20 protein-coding genes are annotated in these 20,101 nt (G+C 44.2%); 1 reads left to right on the top strand and 19 read right to left on the bottom strand.

Annotation, left to right across the window (positions count from 1 at the left end):
* The first annotated feature begins 6 nt into the window (after positions 1–6).
* Positions 7–1,044, top strand: coding sequence for a DUF481 domain-containing protein (locus tag AC2D6U_RS01755; protein WP_484719216.1), 1,038 nt, complete (start codon positions 7–9; stop codon positions 1,042–1,044).
* Between the two features lie 46 nt (positions 1,045–1,090).
* Here the strand turns inward: AC2D6U_RS01755 and AC2D6U_RS01750 are convergent, their stop codons facing one another.
* The 19 genes from AC2D6U_RS01750 to AC2D6U_RS01660 form a co-directional block, all read right to left on the bottom strand.
* Positions 1,091–1,978, bottom strand: a complete 888-nt coding sequence (locus AC2D6U_RS01750) for an alpha/beta fold hydrolase (RefSeq protein WP_484719215.1) — start codon at positions 1,976–1,978, stop codon at positions 1,091–1,093.
* A gap of 23 nt (positions 1,979–2,001) precedes the next feature.
* Positions 2,002–2,355, bottom strand: coding sequence for a translation initiation factor (locus tag AC2D6U_RS01745; protein ID WP_484719214.1), 354 nt, complete (start codon positions 2,353–2,355; stop codon positions 2,002–2,004).
* Positions 2,356–2,417: 62 nt separating this feature from the next.
* Positions 2,418–3,266: a universal stress protein gene (locus tag AC2D6U_RS01740; RefSeq protein ID WP_484719213.1), complete on the bottom strand. Its 849-nt coding sequence runs from the start codon at positions 3,264–3,266 to the stop codon at positions 2,418–2,420.
* A gap of 78 nt (positions 3,267–3,344) precedes the next feature.
* Positions 3,345–4,052 carry a sulfite exporter TauE/SafE family protein gene (locus AC2D6U_RS01735; RefSeq protein ID WP_484719212.1) on the bottom strand — a complete coding sequence of 236 codons (708 nt, stop codon included), beginning with the start codon at positions 4,050–4,052 and terminating at the stop codon, positions 3,345–3,347.
* Positions 4,052–4,492, bottom strand: coding sequence for a FixH family protein (locus AC2D6U_RS01730; RefSeq protein ID WP_484719211.1), 441 nt, complete (start codon positions 4,490–4,492; stop codon positions 4,052–4,054). Before AC2D6U_RS01730 ends, AC2D6U_RS01735 begins: the two co-directional genes overlap by 1 nt.
* A 2-nt stretch (positions 4,493–4,494) precedes the next feature.
* Positions 4,495–5,919 (bottom strand): cytochrome c oxidase accessory protein CcoG, encoded by a 1,425-nt coding sequence (gene ccoG, locus AC2D6U_RS01725; protein WP_484719210.1) that lies wholly within the window; start codon positions 5,917–5,919, stop codon positions 4,495–4,497.
* Between the two features lie 13 nt (positions 5,920–5,932).
* Positions 5,933–6,823, bottom strand: a complete 891-nt coding sequence (locus AC2D6U_RS01720) for a cbb3-type cytochrome c oxidase N-terminal domain-containing protein (RefSeq protein ID WP_484719209.1) — start codon at positions 6,821–6,823, stop codon at positions 5,933–5,935.
* Entirely contained in the window at positions 6,820–7,020 is a 201-nt protein-coding gene (locus AC2D6U_RS01715) for a cytochrome C oxidase Cbb3 (protein WP_484719208.1), read from the bottom strand. The genes AC2D6U_RS01720 and AC2D6U_RS01715 overlap by 4 nt, the downstream gene beginning before the upstream one ends.
* Positions 7,021–7,026: 6 nt before the next feature.
* Positions 7,027–9,186 (bottom strand): cytochrome-c oxidase, cbb3-type subunit I, encoded by a 2,160-nt coding sequence (ccoN, locus tag AC2D6U_RS01710; protein WP_484719207.1) that lies wholly within the window; start codon positions 9,184–9,186, stop codon positions 7,027–7,029.
* Between the two features lie 166 nt (positions 9,187–9,352).
* On the bottom strand, positions 9,353–10,705 hold the full coding sequence (hemN, locus tag AC2D6U_RS01705) for an oxygen-independent coproporphyrinogen III oxidase (protein ID WP_484719206.1): 1,353 nt from the start codon (positions 10,703–10,705) through the stop codon (positions 9,353–9,355).
* The gene (gene ccoS, locus AC2D6U_RS01700; RefSeq protein WP_484719205.1) at positions 10,668–10,856 is read right to left on the bottom strand and encodes a cbb3-type cytochrome oxidase assembly protein CcoS; all 189 of its coding nucleotides are present in this window, start codon (positions 10,854–10,856) and stop codon (positions 10,668–10,670) included. Before ccoS ends, hemN begins: the two co-directional genes overlap by 38 nt.
* Position 10,857: 1 nt before the next feature.
* A complete protein-coding gene (locus AC2D6U_RS01695; RefSeq protein WP_484719204.1) occupies positions 10,858–13,248 on the bottom strand; it encodes a heavy metal translocating P-type ATPase in 2,391 nt (796 codons plus the stop codon).
* Complete coding sequence (locus tag AC2D6U_RS01690) at positions 13,245–13,964, bottom strand: hypothetical protein (protein WP_484719203.1); 720 nt, start codon at positions 13,962–13,964, stop codon at positions 13,245–13,247. The genes AC2D6U_RS01695 and AC2D6U_RS01690 overlap by 4 nt, the downstream gene beginning before the upstream one ends.
* A gap of 162 nt (positions 13,965–14,126) precedes the next feature.
* On the bottom strand, positions 14,127–14,885 hold the full coding sequence (locus AC2D6U_RS01685; RefSeq protein ID WP_484719202.1) for a Crp/Fnr family transcriptional regulator: 759 nt from the start codon (positions 14,883–14,885) through the stop codon (positions 14,127–14,129).
* A 27-nt stretch (positions 14,886–14,912) separates the two neighbouring features.
* Positions 14,913–15,809, bottom strand: coding sequence for a 1,4-dihydroxy-2-naphthoate polyprenyltransferase (locus AC2D6U_RS01680; protein ID WP_484719201.1), 897 nt, complete (start codon positions 15,807–15,809; stop codon positions 14,913–14,915).
* 3 nt (positions 15,810–15,812) lie between these two features.
* Positions 15,813–16,265, bottom strand: coding sequence for a glutathione peroxidase (locus AC2D6U_RS01675; protein WP_484719200.1), 453 nt, complete (start codon positions 16,263–16,265; stop codon positions 15,813–15,815).
* Between the two features lie 47 nt (positions 16,266–16,312).
* The gene (argS, locus tag AC2D6U_RS01670) at positions 16,313–18,115 is read right to left on the bottom strand and encodes an arginine--tRNA ligase (RefSeq protein ID WP_484719199.1); all 1,803 of its coding nucleotides are present in this window, start codon (positions 18,113–18,115) and stop codon (positions 16,313–16,315) included.
* Between the two features lies 1 nt (position 18,116).
* On the bottom strand, positions 18,117–19,070 hold the full coding sequence (rocF, locus tag AC2D6U_RS01665; RefSeq protein ID WP_484719198.1) for an arginase: 954 nt from the start codon (positions 19,068–19,070) through the stop codon (positions 18,117–18,119).
* A gap of 12 nt (positions 19,071–19,082) precedes the next feature.
* Positions 19,083–20,057 carry a deoxyhypusine synthase family protein gene (locus tag AC2D6U_RS01660; RefSeq protein WP_484719197.1) on the bottom strand — a complete coding sequence of 325 codons (975 nt, stop codon included), beginning with the start codon at positions 20,055–20,057 and terminating at the stop codon, positions 19,083–19,085.
* Positions 20,058–20,101: the final 44 nt, after the last annotated feature.

Below are 20,101 nucleotides of genomic sequence, written 5' to 3'. Positions count from 1 at the left end.
TAAATTATGAAGCGCATGCTAAATCGTTTGGTCATCATGTTCTTACTCTTTGGAACATCAACATTAGTTTTTTCGCAAGACACATTGCTACTCCCTGACGACTCTTACCTCTATGGTGAAGTAAAAAGTCTTTCTAAAGGAGTATTGAAGTTTGAAACCTCCTATTCTGAAAATGACTTTGAAGTAGAATGGTTAGAGATCAAGGAAATTCAGACCACCTCGAGGTTCTTGATCGGGTTGTCCGGTAATGTCCGAGTAACGGGAACACTAAGAACAACAGAAGCAGGTACGATCATCATCAAAACGGATGAAACAGGAGACAGAGTTACGAGCAAAGATGAAATCGTCTTTATGCAGGCACTGGACAATGCCTTTTGGAGTCGATTGAGTGCCAGCGTAGATTTTGGAATTAATTTTACCAGAGCGAACAACTTGCGCCAGTTCAATGCTAGAAGTAACGTAGGCTATCGTGCCGATCGTTGGACTTTGTCAGGAAAATATGATGCTCTGAACTCCTCACAAGATGGATCAGATGATATTCAACGAAGGGACTATGGCGCAACTTTTCAATTCTTCCCGAAAAGAAAGTGGTATCTCTATGCCAACATGAACTGGTTTTCAAACACAGAACAGGCCATTGACTTGCGCTACTCTGCTAAAATTGGAGCAGGTCGTAGTATTGTCGAAAACAATAAAGCCACTTGGGGAATAATCGTTGGTGTGCAGCCATTGAATGAACGCTTTAGTGATGGAGTTACTGATGACAACGCCAGTACTGAACTGTTTTTAGGAACACAGTGGAATTTATTTGATACAGGCGATCTCTCATTCTTAGGTTCAGTCTTCGCTTACCCAAGTCTTACCGAGGAAGATGCCCTTACCGGTGAACAACGTTTTAGAACAGACCTTACGTTTGATATCAAGTACGACCTCCCTTATGACTTTTACATCAAAACCGGGTTAACCTTAAACTACGACAATCAGGCTGTGGCTGGAAACAATACGGATTATGTCTGGAACTTAGGATTTGGCTGGGAACTGTAAAGAACCACTAGATTAAGACATGAAAAGCTTGAAAAAATCGAGCTTCTCAGTTTAAGAATTCTTCAATTACTTCAAAATAGGATTTGGCTTGCTCAATGAATGGGAAGTGTCCCGCTTGTTCAATAATTTGTATCTGAGCAGCTTGAAAAGATTGAGCGAATTCACGGAGGTAGAGGTCTTTTGCCGGCTCTGATTCTCCAGAAATTAGCAAGGTGGGTGTTGAAACAGTGGCTAAGTCATTGATAAGATCGTAATCATTCATTTCACCAGCCAATTGCATAAACACAGCACTTCTTTCATAATAATCGTTCGGTAAGTGTAAGCTCAATCCATCGCTTTTTTCCTGATCGTAAAACTGAGGTTTATAAGAGAGCATCATCATTTGTTCGATATAGGGGGTGGCGTTTTTTGAACGCATCAAGCCAGAACTTGACAACTTGTCCATTTGTTCTCTGTCTGTGGCCGAGTAACGAGCAGCAAGGGCTCGATTCTCCTCGTTCCACCAAGCCATGGATGGCGCCATGCTGTTGGAGAGAATTAATTTGTTGATCCTGTCTTGATGCTGTATCACATATTTCATGGCAATAAGCCCACCCCAAGAATGACCCAGAACTGCAATCTTTTCGAAGCCGAGATGAATCCTAATGGCCTCAATGTCTGCGATCATGGCGGCAAAGGTCATTCTACTCGATGGAATGGCGAGTTGAGAACGTCCACATGCACGCTGATCATAAAAGATCAATTGATGGCTGTCCGCCAATGGCAAAAAATGATCCCATAAATACTGATGATCTAAAACAGGACCTCCATGAATGATGAGCAAGGGAGCTCCTTTGCCAACCGTTTTATAATAGATACTATCTGTTTGACTTTGAACAAACCCTTCTTCATACCCTGGTTCGCTTGAACAAGACCAAGCGGAGAGAGCCAGCATACACCCTATGAACAACCGCAAGTTCAACCGCCCACCTTTTTACAATGGTATCCCTCCTTTTGCAGCAATTCCATGACCTTCTGCCGAAAGTCCCCTTGTATCAAGATCTCACCATCTTTGGCACTTCCTCCTACGCCACACTTTGATTTCAATAGTTTTCCCAATGCTTTTAGGTCCTCATCTAGCCCAACAAATCCTTCAATTAAGGTCACCTGTTTTCCTCCTCTGCTTTTCTTGTCCAACATTACTTTCAAATGCTGCTCATTGGGCGGAAGGGTTTCCTCAACCTCTTCATTATCATAGGCATAATCGAAATCATCCGATGTGGAATAAACGACCCCCATTCTGCCTTTATCTCTTTTATTCTTTTTCGCCATAGTGTAAAGCTAAAAAAGAAGCCGCCCTTTTTAAAGGCGGCTTAGTCTTAAGATGCTGGTTTTTATTTCTTCATGGACATTGTCCATACAGGGTTCTTCGCATGATTGACAAGGTCTTCTGCTAAACTTCCACTCAGGAGGTGCATTATACCCGTTCGTCCATGTGTGCTGATCGCGATCATACAAGCTCCGAGATCTTCAGCGAAATAGAGTATTCCATCTTCCTCAGTTGCTTCGTTATAGACATGACTATGACCATCTTTGATATCATGGCGGTCAATAAAACTTTTGAATTCCTCTGCGGATTGCCGTTGAGTATGGAAATTATTTGGCGTATTGACTTTCAATAAATGCAATTCAGCTCCGAGTTGTTGCTGCATTTTCTTGATGGCCGCAATCACCTCCGTTTGTTCATCAGAAAGGTCAGTGGCAAACACGATCTTATTGATCTTAGCAAGATCAACCTTCTCTTTGATCGTCACCACAGGGCACTCTGCAAAGCGTACTACTCTTTCTGTATTGGAACCAATCAATAACTCCTCAAGACCGCTGGTTCCTTTAGTCCCCATCACGATTAGGTCGGCGTTGTGCTCTGACACTACGGAGCCGATACTCTGATAGGGGTTGCCCATTTCTACGATGGATTCAATCTCAAGTCCTTCCTTGAGCATCGATTCCTTCACATCGTAGAGACGTTCTCTTGTTTGTTCGATCAATTTCTTGATAAAAAAGGCCTCTTCACCTGCTGAAGATTCTGCCTCCCCCATCGTATTGAACGAAAAATTACGCATGCCCTCAATGACATTGAGCAATAGGATCTTTGCTTTAGATTGCTTCCCTATTTGTACAGCTAAGTCGAGCGCGTAACCGGCTTGTTCGGAAAAATCGGTAGGAACCAAAATGGTTTTCATATGCAGTAGTTTTTGCTCTATACGTTTAGTTGCTTTCTAAGGGTAATATAGTGATTAAACGTATATAAACGAATGACATTATGGGGCGATGCATAAGGTCATTTCAACCTCTCCAACAGATGCAGGGCTCAAGAAAGGAACACCTAATCCTAATCCTCTGATTATTAATAAAATAGCAATTACTGCTACAAATGCAGGCACCAGCCGAGAAAAGAAGTTTGGTTTAAGCCCTTTCATGGCATGACCAAAATAAGCCGCTCCGAGCATCATTGGGAAAGTTCCCAAACCGAAGACAAACATATACAGTGCACCGCCCAATATGCTTCCCATGGATATGGAGGCCAAAAGCGCCATATAGACTAATCCACAGGGTAACAAGCCATTGAACAACCCCAATTTGAATTGCGCCGATGCACCACCTCGCTGCAGCATTGAACCAATTTTCTTTCGAACGATCGATAGCAATCGCTTAAGAGGCTTGAATTGAAACTGGTTAGGCACAACACCTTTAGCACTTAATAAAAAAAGAAGGATCAAGATGCCCGTTCCAATACTGATCTTTTGTTGCCATCCTGCTAACGAGAGAGACTCGCCTAACAAACCAAATAATGCTCCTAAAAGAGCATATGTTAAGCCTCTCCCTGTGTTGTAAAGTATTCTGTTGCGCCACCACAGCGACTTCGCCTTTTCTTGCTGAGGGACTGCCCATATCAATGGAGCACACATCCCCAAGCAATGCAAGCTGCCCAGGAGGCCAAAAACTATTGCTGTACCTAGCAATAGCATCAGATCACGAATTTAATTTCCTTGTAGTAAGAGAGGCTGTCATCCATCCAAGAGAGTTTGATGGTCCACGCACCCTTGAGCAAGCTGGAAGAAGATACCTTGAACCGGTGCTGATCATCTAAGGTTAACGGTACTTCCTGATCATACCGTGCGTTACTCGCCCTAAAAAAGACCACTTTACCCTCTTTGATGGCTTCTGCCAATGAAGGATCAAAGGTCAAGCTGATCTCACCTTTAGACCGATCAAATTGGAACTCCGGTTGCTGCGTTAACGCATTGTAATTTCTGATGCTATTCAATTGATCTTCATAATTGATCTCTTGCTCGTAGTAATTCTCAGCGACCAAACTGAATTCGGTGGTCACGCTAATGTATACCATGGTAAAAAGCACAACGATAAAAAGCACAAAAGATAAGATGATTCCTTTTCCCCAGTTCATGATTATTTTTTTGTTGGTCCTAAGAAGTTTGTTTTCATTTCATCGATGACTACATCACCTGAAACCATTTCTAATCGGATTGCGGTACTTCTACCCGCTAATACAGATTCCGGAATCTTAATGATGTAAACACCGTCTACTTTAGATTTCGCCGGCAGTAACACACTATCATCACCGGCTTTTTGTATGGTCGCTTCCGGAATACCTTTGACCCGTACCTGAAACTCCATGTCATCAGCCGTTTTGTTCAAAAATTGGATGTTGTAAATGTTTTGAATCTGACCATCTTCCAATTTTTGAAACATCATTCCCGGCACCCGTAATACGGTAGCCTCCACTTCAGATCTACCGGAAATGAACACGGTCAATAAAGTGATCAAGACCACCAGCACACCGCTATATCCGGCAACCCTAGGGGTAAATATCTTATTCTTGCCTTCTGCTATTGCATTGTATGAGGTAGGACGGATCAAACCTGTTGGTTTCCCCACTTTGGTCATCACATCATCACAAGCATCAATGCATGCGGTACAATTTACACATTCAAGTTGTGTCCCATTTCTTATGTCAATTCCGGTAGGACAAACGTGTACACAAAGCTTACAATCTATGCAATCGCCCTTGTCACTTCGTTCCTCATTCTTTTTGATGCGGCCTCTGGGTTCACCTCTTATCCAATCGTACATGACCGCAATAGAGTCTTTCACCAACAACACCCCTTGCAAACGGCCATAAGGACAGATCGCCACACAGGCTTGCTCCCTTAGGTAAGCGAAAACGCCATAAAATATTCCGCTAAACGCCACGAGACCAATAAATCCGGCAAGGTGTTCAGTTGGTGGTTGACTGACAATTTCTTTTACTTGGCCAATCCCGATCAAATAGGCCATGACGGTGTGTCCGATCAAAATGGCAATTAGCAGAAATAGGCTGTGCTTGAATAGGCGCTTTCTGATCTTCTCACCATTCCATGGCATTTTTTTCAGTTTACGTTGCTGACCGGCGTCACCGTCGATCCAATACTCAATTTTTCGAAATACCATTTCCATGAATAAGGTCTGAGGACATGCCCAACCGCACCACACGCGACCAAATACAACGGTAAAAAGAATGATAAACACAAAGAATGTGATGGCCAATAAGGCCAAAATAAAGAAATCTTGTGGCCAAAAGACCGTTCCTAGAATCGAGAACTTTCGTTCAAAGATATTGAGCAAGAGAAACGGCTCGCCGCCAATGGTAATGAAAGGACCTGCGAATAGAATAGACAAGAGGATGATCGAAACGACCACCCTCTTGTTATGATAACTTCCTTTTGGCTTTTTAGGAAAGACCCAGATTCGCTTACCTGATGCGTCAACCGTAGCGATTGAATCGCGGTACTCTTCATCGTAATTGTATAAATCTTTGATCTTCTCCTGATCCATGAGTTAGTTGCTATTAATCGTTCGACACATCGTCAGCTACTGGCTCGTATAACTCCCCATCCGGAGGTAATGCACCTGGAGGATTAGTTCCTTGTAATGTCATTACATAAGAAGCCACGTTGCGCATTCTAACTGGGTTCAATTGGCTTTCCCATGAGATCATGGCTGTACCTTGAACACCATTCTTAATGACCTTGTACACATCACTCATGGAGCCGCCATGTTTCCAGTATTTATCCGTCAAATTTGGCCCGGCTAAACCACCGCCATCGGCTTTGTGACACACTGCACATTGCAACTCAAAGAACTGCTTACCGTCAGCTAGCTCAACAGCATCTGTTGTGGCAGTCACTGTATTCTCATCGAAATCGACCACGAGGTCTTTTTCCTGAGCAGCTTTAAAGGCTGCCGCTGCCGCCATCTCCATCTCATATTTTTCCTCTTGAAGTGGTGCGGCACTGAATACGTGAAAGATCAACAAGTAAACCACTGCATAGCCTATGGTCACATAAAAAAGACCTTTCCACCAAGGAGGTAGGTGGTTATCCAGCTCCTTGATCCCATCATAATTGTGATCAAGCAGAATCTCCTCCTCTTCTTCCAATGGCTTTAAGTCGTTCCATTGTTGCCAGAGCCGAGCAAAATAACTTGGTTGTGCTTCTGCCGCTGCCTTTTGCTCTTCGGTCATTCCTTGATTAACAAAGGTTTTGAGCAACTGCAGCACATAAATGGCAACCAGCAACACAAGCAATGCCACCGCTAGTACGAGACCAAATGTGATGTAAAGAACCGTTTCTTGACTAATGCTACCATTGGTTTGTGCAAAAGTCGAGGCAAAAGGAGTAAGCAGGAGCGCTACCGCCAATCCTGACTTTCTTTTGGTATGTTGACGTAAAAAATTCATTTCAAAAAATTTTGGTCTAGTGTTTCATTTTCAGGCTGATCTTCTGCCAGGGGCATCACCTCCATATGTGCTACATGTGCCTTGTTGATCTTCCAAACGTAGATCAGTAAGCCCACAAAAAACACGAAGAAGATGAGTAGGGAGATGATCGGCCAGATCTCCACATTATGTACTCTTTCAAAATAATACTTGAACATGGTGCTTTATTTTGATGCTGTTGCTTCTGCTTTAATATCTGTTCCTAATCGCTGTAGGTATGCGATCAAGGCGACGATCTCTGATGTTTCACCCACCTCTACTCCTGAATAGGACTCGATGGTTTCAAGAGACCCCGAAGGATCATTTGCCAAGCCGCTCAAGATACTCGCTGCTTGTTTTTGCAGGTCTTGATTCGCGGTTTCTTCGTAGCCTTCTTCATACGGCACACCGATCTTACGCAGCGCATTGATCTTCCCAGCCGTCAAACCCGGATCAATTTGATCTGAATAGAGCCAAGGGTATGGTGGCATGATTGAACCCGGCGATGTCGATGTTGGATCATACATGTGGTTCAGGTGCCAGGTATCGTTATAAGCTCCACCGACGCGGTGCAAATCTGGACCTGTTCTTTTTGATCCCCACAAGAATGGGTGATCATAAACGAATTCACCAGCTTTTGAATATTCCCCTTTGTATCGTTCGGTCTCCGAGCGGAAAGGCCTAACCATTTGCGAATGACAGTTATTACACCCTTCTCTGATGTAAATATCTCTACCATGCAGCTCTAATGGCGTATACGGTTTTACGCTGGCAATGCTGGGTACGTTCGATTTGATCAAGAAGGTAGGCACCATCTCTACCACACCACCAATTAGAATGGCGACCAATGTGATCACGGTAAAGAATACTGGCTTTCTTTCAATTGTACTATGCCAGTGGCCTCCAACAATTTTCTTTTTCTCTAAAGCAGGTGCTTCCGCTGCTTCTTCAGGAATGAACTTACCTTGGGCGGCAGTTTTCACTAAGTTCACAGCCATCATGATCACTCCGGCAAAGTATAACAAACCGCCAATGGCTCTCATCATGTACATAGGAATGATCTGCGTAACTGTCTCAAGAAAGTTAGGATACTCTAAGAAACCTTCTCCATTGAAGTTCTTCCACATTAAGCTTTGTACTACACCGGCAGTATACATCGGTAAGGCATACACAATGATACCCAATGTTCCGATCCAGAAATGAACGTTTGCTGCCTTGGTTGACCATAGCTTGGTTCCCCACATTTTAGGTACCAACCAGTAGAGCATCCCGAAGATCAAGAAGCCGTTCCAGCCTAATCCGCCAATGTGTACGTGGGCAATGATCCAATCCGTAAAGTGCGCAATGGCATTCACCCCTTTGATAGACAATAAAGGTCCTTCGAGTGTCGACATACCATAAGCAGTGACGGCAACCACCATGAATTTCAAGACTGGGTCTTCACGAACCCTGTCCCAGGCACCCCTTAGTGTCAAGAGACCATTCAACATCCCTCCCCAGGAAGGAGCGATCAACATGATAGAGAATACCGTTCCGAGCGATTGGGCCCAATCTGGTAATGACGTATAAAGTAAATGGTGAGGTCCTGCCCAGATGTAAATAAAGATCAATGACCAAAAGTGGATAATGGACAGTTTATAGGAATAAACAGGTCGATTGGCCGCCTTTGGTAAATAGTAATACATCAGCCCAAGGAATGGTGTCGTCAAGAAGAAGGCCACAGCATTATGACCATACCACCATTGGACTAAGGCATCCTGCACTCCAGCATACCAAGAGTAACTCTTGAATAGTGTGACGGGCATTTCGAACGAATTCACCACGTGCAATACTGCTACGGTTACGAAGGTGGCAATGTAGAACCAAATGGCCACATACATGTGTCTTTCTCGCCTCTTCAGAATGGTTCCGATCATGTTGATACCAAACACCACCCAAATGAGGGTAATGGCGATATCTATCGGCCATTCCAGCTCCGCATATTCCTTGGAGGTAGTTAATCCGAGCGGTAAGGTGATGGCCGCGGCCACAATGATCAACTGCCAACCCCAAAAGTGAATCCAGCTGAGTAGATCACTGAACATGCGGGCTTTTAGCAAGCGCTGCATTGAATAATACACTCCAGCAAACATGGCGTTACCTACAAATGCAAAGATCACTGCATTGGTGTGCAATGGTCTTAACCTACCGAAGGAGGTGTAGGGTATGCCTAAGTTCAACTGTGGGAGAAATAACTGTGTCGCTATCAAAAGGCCCACGAGCATCCCCACGACGCCGAAAACTACTGTAGCGATTGAAAAGTACTTGACGATTTTATTATCGTACTTAAACTGTTCTAATTCCATTTACCTAAAGTTTCGCAATATTTGATGCCAAGGTATATTTAGCAGGCGGTGGGCGAACTGATGGACATTAGAATAAAAACTGATTTATATCATGTTTTTAGTGGCAGGGAGTACCCAGGACTTCTGAATCACTCCTAGAGGGGTAAAACAGCGTATTTTGATAGACTCAAACCGACCTGCTAAAGGTAAACTTTGCTCGATTTTTCGCATGGTGCGAATCAAAAATTGAACAGATATTTCTTAAGAATTGCCTACCCAAACCGCTCACCTCATATCCCCCCGAGATCTGTTCAAGGAGGCCATCCGAAACAAACTCATCGATTTGACTTTTCTGAGCGGACGCTAATTGTTGATAAAGTTGATCCGATACCTGCTGTTGACATGCCACTTCTAAAATTTGTGCTTTTGTCTTGATCTCCTTCGGCGTCATCATATGACCTTTTACTTGAGGCAACTTTTCCTCGGCAATTAGGGCCAAATACTGCTCAACGGTTTTAGGATTTTGCGCATAGGCTAAGCTAATGTCGGAAATCGCCGATACTCCTAAACCGATCAGCAGTTGACCTGGATTTGTGGTATAGCCCATAAAATTCCGAATCAAGGTCTTTTCTCGCATCGCAAGGCAAAGCTCCTCATCGGCCAAAGCAAAGTGATCCATACCAATCCCCACATAATTCATCTCACTCAAGAGAGCCTGCCCAAATTGATTCAATTGGTGCTTTTCTTCAGGACTTGGCAAATCTGAGTCATTGTATGCCCGTTGACCGGGCCTTTTCCAGGGTACATGAGCGTAGGAATAAAACGCAATGCGATCAGGACGAAGCACTTTAACGAGTTGCATGGTTTTGCCAATACTCTCTTGGGTTTGAAATGGCAAACCATAAATGAGATCAAAATTCACAGAAGTATAACCGATCTCTCTCGCCCACTTTGTGACGCGCGTGACGGCCTCATCAGGTTGCATCCGATTGATGGCCTTTTGTACTTTTGGATCAGAATCCTGAATTCCAAAACTGACCCTCCTGAACCCTAAGGCATAAAGAGTTTGCAAGTGCGCTTTAGTCGTATTATTGGGATGTCCTTCAAAGCTAAGGACGGCATTATCTGCTGTTTCCACTTCTTTTACGATCCCTTCAATCAGCAAACGTAGATGACTAGGCGAGAAAAAAGTTGGCGTGCCGCCTCCGAGGTGGATCTCGTTCAATTTAGGCCGAGTTCCGAGGATGTTCTTGATCAATTGGAACTCTTTGATCACGGCTTGCACATAAGGTAACTCCACTTCATGATTGACAGTAATTCGTGTATTGCAGCCGCAATAGGTACACAAGCTTTCACAATAAGGCAAGTGAATGTATAAACTGATGCCTTCGTCGCCATGGGTTTCATAAGCCATGCTGAGCGACTCCTTCCATGCGCTTGATGAAAAGGAATTCAAATTCCAATCGGGTACGGAAGGATAGCTGGTGTATCGCGGAACGGGTCTATCGTATTTCTTGATCAGCTGATCGATTTTTTTCATGCTTCTTTTTCTTCTTTTCATCGAACAACATGCGAACGGATGGCGAATAAGTATCATCATACTGACCGGAGCGAACAGCCCAGAAGAATGCGCCTAAGAAAATGGCAGCAACTACGATACTTGTGATGATGAGGACTACGATTACAGACATGCTACAAGTTCATTTTTTTAGCGAAAAACTGTATCGCAACAGTGGTAAAAAGCACTACGGTTATGCTACTCAAGGGCATGAGTATGGCGGCAACCAGTGGGGTTAATAAACCGGCTACTGCAAAGCTTAAGCCACCAATGTTATAAATAAAGGAAATAACAAAGCTCCAGACGACCACTCCTTTTGCAGCATGTGCCAAATCGTAAAAACGATTGAGCTTTGTCAGTTCTTTTGCATCTAAAATACCATCGCTTGCCGGTGAGAAATTTGACACATCTTCTGCAATGGCCAACCCTACTTCACTTTGCTTCAGTGCACCGGCATCGTTCAGCCCGTCACCGATCATCATGACTCGTTGCCCCTTGGCTTGAACCGATTTAATAAAGTCCAATTTATCGTGTGGTTTTTGCTCGAAATGCATTTCGCTTTCTTTCGGGAAAAACTCTTTTAATCGCTGCATTTCACTGTCATTATCGCCGGATAACAGTTTCAGGTCAAACCTTGAGCTTAGGCTGTCGATCAATGATCTCACACCTTTTCGGTATTCATTGCTAAGTGAAAAATACCCACGAAGCTGGTCTCCAAACCAAACATGAACGGTCGTCTGTTTGGGATTTGAGCTATCATTCTGACCAAGCTTCTGACTTCCGATCTTCACCTCCAAACCGTTGACACAGGCTACTATGCCCCTGCCCGGAATCTCTTCAAAGGACTCCAATTGGTAATCCGAGGCATCCACCTTCCCTAAGGTTCCAAGTATTGCGCGGCTTAAGGGATGCGTACTACTTGCCATGGCTAAGGCTAAGATCGCTTGCTCATTCCTAGTGAGTTCATCACCCGAAAACACAACAGCATGCTCTTTGCTCTCAGTCAAAGTACCTGTTTTGTCAAACACAATCGTGTTGACCCGCTGCAGCCGTTCGATCACTTCTGCACTTTTGAGGTAGAACTTATTGCGTGCGAATACACGAAGTACAGAACCCATAGTAAAAGGTGTCGCCAAGGCCAAGGCACAAGGACATGCCACGATCAATACAGCAGTAAAAACCAACCATGTTTTCGAAGGGTCGTTGAACTGCCAGAAGACAGCGGCAGCACTAGCAACTACAATGATCACGAGCGTAAAGTACTGACTCACTTGATCGATCAGTGTTCTACCGGTCTTTTTACTTTCGTCGTATTGATTCCATAAGCCGGTCAAATAGCTCTGAGAAACATCCTTTTGTACGATAAAATGGGCTTGTTTGCCCACCAATCGTCCTCCGGCATAAATCAGGTCTCCTTTTTTCTTTTGTAGCGGTTCCGCTTCTCCTGAAACGAAACTGTAATCAATGGTCACATGGTCGTCAATGAGGATCGAATCGGCCGGAATCACTTCATTGTTGCGGATCAATAGCTGATCATTTTTTTGGATATCTTTTACCAAAACAGCCTTCTGTTGACCGCCTTTGATGCGCTGAACAGCCAAAGGGAAATAAGATTTATAATCCCGTTCGAAGGACAAGTTCCGATAGGTCAAGTTTTGAAACCACTTGCCAATGAGCAAGAAAAAGATCAAACTGACTAACGAATCAAAATAACCTGAACCCGACTGGGTAAGCACTTCATAATAACTTCTAATGGCCAGTGTGATCACTCCAAGGGCAATGGGGACATCGATATTGATGTAACGTTGTCGGAGACTTTTGAAGGCAGAAGTGAAATAGTCACTAGCCGAAAAAAAGAGCACCGGCAATGCCATCACGGCACTGACCCATCTAAACAACCGTTGGTATTCAGGCTCCACCGTTTCAAAGCCAAGGTATTCAGGGAAGGCAAGCAACATGACATTACCAAAACAGAAACCCGCCACGCCTAACTTGACCAGGAGCTTTTTATCGTAACTCTTTTCGTTTTCAGACTCATCTTTCTCGAGGTTGTTGAGGGGTGGATAGCCAATGCGGTCTAGTAATTCTGCTACCTGTTGCAGGGACACCATCGCCGGATCATAAACAATGGATGTCTGTCTTTTATTGAAATTCACTTCCGATTTCAAGACACCCTCTTGTAGCCTTTCCAGGTGCTCTAAAAGCCAGATACAGCTACTGCAATGAATGTTTGGAATAAAAAAGGTAACTCGTTCCTGTGAATCACTGGCAAAGTCCAAGACTTGCCTTTTGACTTCTTCAGCAGCTAAATAATCAAAAAGTCCCTGTGCTCTTTTGGCTTGGTTTAATCCTGGTGCGCTTTCGAGGTCATAGTATTCACAGAGATCATTTTCATTCAAGATCTGATAGACCGTTTGACAGCCATGACAGCAAAAGTCCTTTTCCTCAAAAAGAATATGTTCCTCTTGGCAGAGTTCACCACAATGGTAACAACTTAACTTTTGCACTACTCCCGTTTCACTCACTTTTCTTCACTCTTAATTACAAAAGCTATGAGATTTTCAATAGGTCCGGAGTTAAAAAATTTACGTTTACTGAAGCTCCTCATACTTTTGGAATTCATGAGGATGATGGGCTTTAAGTGTTCTTTGTTCAGGTAGTCTTCAATGCAAGATGCTGCATCGCAGTCCATCAACTGCGTGCCCATATTCTTGAAATAGAGTTTGAGGTAATCGATAAAGGCCCGTTCTCTATTGATGTGTGCATCATTTTCGGGGGTATCGACGAATACGGAAACCGGAAGTTTTCTCAGTTCTGGTTTAAACAGATTGAGAAAGGATTTGGTCAATTGAACGATGTCCAACGAACTGTCATTCACAATGATGATGCTGTCGTGATCGACATTTTCAGGGAGAATGGCCACGGGACAATGTACTCGATCGATCAACTCCTGCATTTCATTTCGATCGTATTGTTCAAAGGCATGAAGACTTTCGATAAGCAATAAGTCGCAAACCGTGGAATAGCTTACCAGTTGATCCACATCATCGAACTCTTTCATGGCTTCAAAGTTCATCCACCTTGAGGTAGCCTCCTTTTGAAAATTCATTTCGAATTCGATCTTTTCCAATAGATCGTTTTGCTTGGCCCTTCTCTTCTTGCCTGCAGTGACTGCTTTAGAGGATAGGACGGAATCTAGTTTAAAAGCTGACACATACTTCATGTGAGTTGTATTCAGCAAAGACTCAACCTTTGAGAGTAATAACTCCGTGGAGGTTCGTTTATCTACTGCTATTAGGATCTTATGTTTCAAGGTATTGCCAACTTATGAACCAAAGTTAGCTTCAAGCCCAAGAGCTTTGGCGTGATGGCAGTCAGAGAATTATATGATATAAATCATGCTTTAGCCGTAGAAGTCGGCTTCATGCACCAGGCGGTTCTGGTCCACCACTCGTATTCGTTTGCCCTCAAGGGCGATCATGCCATCCGATTTAAACTCTGAAAGAAGCCTGATCACCGTCTCTGTAGCAGTTCCTACAATATTTGCGAGGTCTTCGCGGGAAAGGGCAATATCAATCGGGCCACTTTCGCCGCCTTCCATGCCATAAGTCTCTTTTAACATCAGAATGGTTCCCGCCAATCGTTCTCGTACAGATTTTTGGGCCAGCTGAGCCAACTTATCTTCCATAACACCCAGATCGTGGCAGACCGCTTTCATCAGCTTCTGAAAGAAAAATGGATTACGCTGAAGAATGGTCAAGAAATCACTTTTAGGAATAAAACAAACAGCCGCCGGTTCAAGCACTGTTGCTGATGCCGAATAAAATTCCTCACTCAAGAGGGCACGGTAGCCAAGAAAGTCTCCCGCTTGGGCAATGTACAATATTTGCTCTTTACCGTTAGAACCCATTTTATACACCTTCACTTTCCCATGATTGATGCAAAAAACTCCCATCGGACGTGTCTCCTCATAAAAAAGAGTTTGCCCTTTTTTATACGTCACACAGCTTTTGTGCTCATTGAGTACCAGTAACTCTTCCTCAGGAAGAGAATCAAAATGTGAATTCCCTCTTGCCTGACAAAACTGGCATTGTACGTCTACCTGGTTAGTTTTTCGACCTTTCATAGCGGTATTGATGTAATTTAAAAATATGAAGCTCATCAATAATTCCCAAAGATGTAGAACAATTTAAACAGAAATAAGTTGCCCAAGGCCGAAGAGCAAAACAAAGAGTAAGGAGGAAAGTGCCAGTTGCTTCAAATAAGGGTCTAACTGCGCTGAAACAATCTTTTTTTGTACTGCCAAGGCATTCCTGATCAGCAGAGGCAAAACGAGTAAGAACAGCAACTGAATGGGTGAGGTATACGTTGCTAGCACGTAGATAAGGCTGGATAAGACCGCTGACGTCAACAGAATATAGTGATAAATAACCGCTCGTGGACGACCGATGCGTACGGGTACGGAGAATTTACCGGCAAGTTGATCAGAGGCAATATCTCGGATATTGTTTACGTTCAGTACTCCGACAGAAAGCAAGCCGATACTGGTTGCCGGCAGGACCAATAACCAAGAAAATGTTTGTGCGAATAAATAGTATGAACCTAAAACCGCCAGCCAACCAAAAAAGATCAATACACTCAAGTCGCCCAGACCCGCATAACCATAAGGCCTCCACCCCGCTGTGTAGGTGATCGCCGCGGCAATGGCGGCTAAGCCTAAGCCAAGAAAAATCCAGAAGACTTTACCAAAATCATCAAGAGCCACCCAAAGCAAGAGTAATCCTGATCCAAAGGCCAAGATCGAAAAAATCACCAACGCTAATCGCATGGCCTGTGGCGAGATCTGCCCAGATTGGACCGCTCGCTTAGGCCCTTCACGATCCTGACTGTCTGCCCCATGGATCGCATCGCCATAATCATTGGCAAGGTTCGATAAAATCTGAAGTAAAATGGTGGTGAGCGCACACAAGAGGAACACATTCCAACAAAAGACCCCATCAGCAGCCGCCAGAAAAGCTCCCATCCCAATAGAAGCTAAGGCAAGTGGAAGTGTACGAAGACGAAATGCGCTGATCCAGACTTTCAAGGCCTATAGTTTACCGATGATCTGCTCATCGAGCGGATTAACAGCAGAAGGGAAGAAACCAAGTACCTTACCTTCTGGAGAAATCAAATACTTACAGAAATTCCAAGTTGGAGCTTCTCCAGACTCTTCTTCAAGCCATTGATACAAGGCGTGCCGCTGTGTTCCTTTGACGGCGATCTTTTCAAACATCTGAAAGCTGACCCCGTAATTGGCTTCACAGAATTCAGCGATGGCAAGGTTGGTACCAGGCTCTTGACCACCAAAATCATTCGCTGGAAATCCCAAAACCACGAGCTTATCGCCATATTGCTCATGCAAGTTCTGAAGGTCTTCGTACTGCGGCGTATAGCCACATCTCGATGCCACATTAACCACTAAGACGTGCTTTCCTTTGAATTGCGAAAGATCAATGGCTGTACCATCAATTCCGTTCATTTTAAAATCATGAAATGTCATATCCGAGAAGAGTAAACTTAAGCTTATAAATACATTGATTAGCATCATCACATTCTATTTGGTGCATCTATGCCCAATAACCCCAAACATTTCTTGATAGTTTCTGCACTTAAGGCAGAAAGTGCCACCCTAAACTGTTGCGTGACATCGTCCCCTTCATTGAAAATAGACAGTTCTGTGTAAAAACGGTTGTACGCCTTGGCCATGTCGTACGCGTATTGGGCAATAACGGAAGGGGCATACTGCTCGGCTGCTTGAACCACTCGTTCGGGGTAAAGCGATATCAGGTGGATAAGGTCCTTCTCTACCTGCTGCGCTCCTGTGAAATTGGCCAGATCGAGCTGACTTAGGTCAATACCCAATTGTGCTGCCTTCCTTAGAATGGCACTGATTCGCGCATGAGTGTATTGAACAAAGGGCCCTGTGTTCCCTTGAAATTCGATCGACTCCTCCGGGTTGAACAACATCCTTTTTCTTGGATCAACTTTCAGCAAAAAGTATTTGACTGCGCCAAGGGCTAACATATCATATAGTTCTGCCGCCTGCTCCTGGGTAAACCCATCGATCTTACCTAATTCCTTTGTCCGTGCTTCCGCAGTATCGGCCATTTGTTGGATCAGATCATCTGCGTCAACCACAGTACCTTCTCTTGATTTCATCTTGCCTGAAGGCAAATCAACCATGCCATACGACAAATGGTAACACGCCTCAGCCCATGAATAGCCCAGTTTTTTCAGGATCAGAAAGAGGACCTTGAAATGATATTCCTGCTCATTTCCTACGGTATAAATAAGTTGGCTCAAGTTAGGATAATCGTCAAACCGCATAAGCGCAGTTCCAATATCCTGAGTCATATAAACCGAAGTACCGTCTTTTCTTAATAAGAGTTTTTCATCCAAGCCTTCATCGGTCAAATCAACCCAAATGGATCCGTCATCTTTTTTGAAGAACACACCTTTTTGGAGTCCTTCGAGTACGCGATCTCGACCGATCAAATAGGTATCACTTTCGTAATACAAGCGATCAAAATCGACACCCAGGCGCTCATAGGTTGCATTGAAGCCATCATAGACCCAAGCATTCATTTTCTCCCAAAGTGCATAGACCTCAGGGTCCTTGGCCTCCCATTTCATGAGCATCTCTTGCGCCTCTTTCAGAATGGGCGCTTCTTTTTCCGCTTGCTCTTGGCTGAGCCCCTTGCCCATCAATTCTTTGATCTCTGCTTTGTAGGCTTTATCAAACGCGACGTAGTATTTTCCTACCAAATGATCTCCTTTGACTCCGGCAGTTTCCGGCGTCTCGCCTTTCCCAAACTTCTGCCAAGCCAACATGGACTTACAGATGTGGATGCCGCGATCGTTAATGATCTGGACTTTATGCACCTCATTACCAGCAGCCTCCATAATTCTTGACACGGAGTTGCCTAAGAAGTTATTCCGCAAATGTCCCAAATGCAACGGCTTATTGGTATTGGGTGAGGAATACTCAACCACTACCGTTTTACCTGTTTTGGGTAGATCAAAAAGACTTGATTCAGTCACATCCGATGGATTGAAGAAAGAAGCAAATTGACTGACCTGTGAGCCTTCAGCCAAAACCAAATTCAAAAACCCTTTGACCACATTGAACCCACTTACTTCATCTGTATGCTCTACTAGGTAGTTGCCAATATCGCTGGCGGTAGCCTCAGGATTCTTTTTTGACACCCTTGCATATGGAAATACGACAAAGGTATAGGTCCCTTCAAATTCCTTCCGTGTGGGTTGTAGTTGGATGTCGTCAACGCTCACCTCGTGCTGATAAAGAGCTACTAAGGCCGAAACAACTCCTTCTTTGATTCTTGATTCCATATTAGAAATTCGCGATTAGCGATTCTGTTGTATTCTCTAAAATTTCAAAGGCCACATCGGCCATTCTGTTTTCTGTGTCTAGGGTTGGATTCACCTCGACGATCTCCCAGCAGCAAACGCGCTTGTCTTTGATCAATTCGATGTTGAGGTCCATGGCCTGCTGCATCGATAAGCCGTTAGGTACCGGAGTACCCGTACCTGTCGAAACAGAGGTGTCTAAACTGTCAACATCAAATGAAATATACACCTGGTCACAATCCTTCAGCATGTTCAAGGCTTCTTGAGCCACTTGAGAAACACCCTTTTGGTTCACCTCTTCCGTTTTGAAGTTCTTGATACCGTGCGTTTCAATCAAATAGTCTTCCGGTGCTTCCGTATCTCTTACACCAATGAAAACGATGTCCCCCAAATTGATCTTCGGTCCATTCCCTCCGATCCGTTTGATTCGTTCCCAAAGTGCTTCCGTTTCTTCCTCTACGTCATTCACCTCTTGTGTTTCATTATCCGTAGCCGTCACCATGGCCAGTGGCATTCCGTGCATGTTCCCTGAAGGTGAGGTATACGGCGAATGCAGATCGCCATGTGCATCGATCCAGATCACACCTAGTCGTTTGTCAGGATGCGCTTGTTTGATTCCACAGATCGTACCGGCAGCGGTGGAATGATCACCCGCCAAAACGATTGGGAAAAGTTGCTCTTTTCGCAAAGAAGCAATGGTATCACACACACGACTGACCATGGTGTAGACCCCCTCTCCATACTTCGCATGTTTGAACTGTGGCTCCCCTGCGAACAACAGGTTATTCTCATCTTGAACATTGACTGGTTCAAAACGCATGAAAAAGTTCGACTGCTTCTTAATGCTCGCGATCTTCATCGCATCGACCCCCATGCTTGCTCCGCGTGTTCCTGCAGCTAATTCTGACCTGACTTCAACTAATCTAATTTTTCTCATTTACTTTTCGTTTCACCATCCAAGAACATATGCAAATAACAAAGGAGCCACAATGGTCGCATCAGACTCTATGATGTACTTTGGTGTATTGATGTCTAGTTTACCCCACGTGATCTTCTCATTAGGAATGGCTCCAGAATACGACCCAAAACTAGTGGTTGAATCAGATATTTGGCAGAAATAACTCCAAAAAGGAACACCTTCCCATTCCAGGTCTTGATACAACATGGGGACGACGCAAATTGGGAAATCTCCGGCTATTCCTCCCCCAATCTGAAAAAAGCCAACACCTTGGCCTTCACTATTCTTTGTATACCAATCGGCTAACCACACCATGTACTCGATACCTGATTTGGTCGTAGACGGTTTCAACTCCCCTTTTATACAATAGGAAGCAAAAATATTTCCCATGGTAGAATCTTCCCAACCCGGCACTACGATCGGTAGATTTTTTTCAGCCGCAGCAAGCATCCAGCTGTTTTTTGAGTCTATTTCATAGTATGGCTCTAAATCTCCGCTCAATAACATCTTGTACATGAATTCGTGCGGAAAAAAGCGCTCGTTTGCTTCTTCGGCTTTCTTCCATTGCTTATGAATATGTGCTTGAAGTCGTCGAAATGCCTCCTCTTCCGGTATACAGGTGTCCGTTACTCGGTTCAGTCCTTTTTCCAAAAGCCCCCATTCGTCCTGAGGTGTCAAGTCTCTGTAATTGGGTACGCGTTCATAGTGCGAATGCGCCACGAGGTTCATGATATCCTCTTCCAAATTGGCCCCTGTGCAGGATATGATGGCGATTTTATCGTTGCGAATCATTTCAGCTAAGCTAATCCCTAGCTCTGCAGTACTCATCGCACCTGCGAGGGTAACCATCATTTTACCGCCTTCCGCTAAGTGTTTATTGTAGTCCTTGGCTGCATCCACTAAGCTGGCCGCATTAAAATGCAAAAAATGCTTTTCTATGAAATCAGAGATTGGTGATGTTGACATGTTTTTACTAGCACTCTAGCCCATAAGTTGAATGTAAAATTGAG

This window comes from Roseivirga sp. YIW32 (genome assembly GCF_057219245.1).
This window is presented reverse-complemented; position numbering and strand designations above follow the sequence as displayed.

Coding starts and splice junctions, on each gene's coding strand:
- ccoG (WP_484719210.1), bottom strand. CDS start 5,919: ATGGATCAGGAGAAGATCAAAGATTTATACAATTACGATGAAGAGTAC.
- AC2D6U_RS01740 (WP_484719213.1), bottom strand. CDS start 3,266: ATGAAAACCATTTTGGTTCCTACCGATTTTTCCGAACAAGCCGGTTAC.
- AC2D6U_RS01735 (WP_484719212.1), bottom strand. CDS start 4,052: ATGCTATTGCTAGGTACAGCAATAGTTTTTGGCCTCCTGGGCAGCTTG.
- AC2D6U_RS01750 (WP_484719215.1), bottom strand. CDS start 1,978: ATGCTGGCTCTCTCCGCTTGGTCTTGTTCAAGCGAACCAGGGTATGAA.
- ccoN (WP_484719207.1), bottom strand. CDS start 9,186: ATGGAATTAGAACAGTTTAAGTACGATAATAAAATCGTCAAGTACTTT.
- AC2D6U_RS01720 (WP_484719209.1), bottom strand. CDS start 6,823: ATGAATTTTTTACGTCAACATACCAAAAGAAAGTCAGGATTGGCGGTA.
- AC2D6U_RS01660 (WP_484719197.1), bottom strand. CDS start 20,057: ATGTCAACATCACCAATCTCTGATTTCATAGAAAAGCATTTTTTGCAT.
- AC2D6U_RS01715 (WP_484719208.1), bottom strand. CDS start 7,020: ATGTTCAAGTATTATTTTGAAAGAGTACATAATGTGGAGATCTGGCCG.
- AC2D6U_RS01675 (WP_484719200.1), bottom strand. CDS start 16,265: ATGACATTTCATGATTTTAAAATGAACGGAATTGATGGTACAGCCATT.
- AC2D6U_RS01745 (WP_484719214.1), bottom strand. CDS start 2,355: ATGGCGAAAAAGAATAAAAGAGATAAAGGCAGAATGGGGGTCGTTTAT.
- rocF (WP_484719198.1), bottom strand. CDS start 19,070: ATGAGAAAAATTAGATTAGTTGAAGTCAGGTCAGAATTAGCTGCAGGA.
- AC2D6U_RS01755 (WP_484719216.1), top strand. CDS start 7: ATGAAGCGCATGCTAAATCGTTTGGTCATCATGTTCTTACTCTTTGGA.
- ccoS (WP_484719205.1), bottom strand. CDS start 10,856: ATGTCTGTAATCGTAGTCCTCATCATCACAAGTATCGTAGTTGCTGCC.
- AC2D6U_RS01685 (WP_484719202.1), bottom strand. CDS start 14,885: ATGAGCTTCATATTTTTAAATTACATCAATACCGCTATGAAAGGTCGA.
- hemN (WP_484719206.1), bottom strand. CDS start 10,705: ATGAAAAAAATCGATCAGCTGATCAAGAAATACGATAGACCCGTTCCG.
- argS (WP_484719199.1), bottom strand. CDS start 18,115: ATGGAATCAAGAATCAAAGAAGGAGTTGTTTCGGCCTTAGTAGCTCTT.
- AC2D6U_RS01730 (WP_484719211.1), bottom strand. CDS start 4,492: ATGAACTGGGGAAAAGGAATCATCTTATCTTTTGTGCTTTTTATCGTT.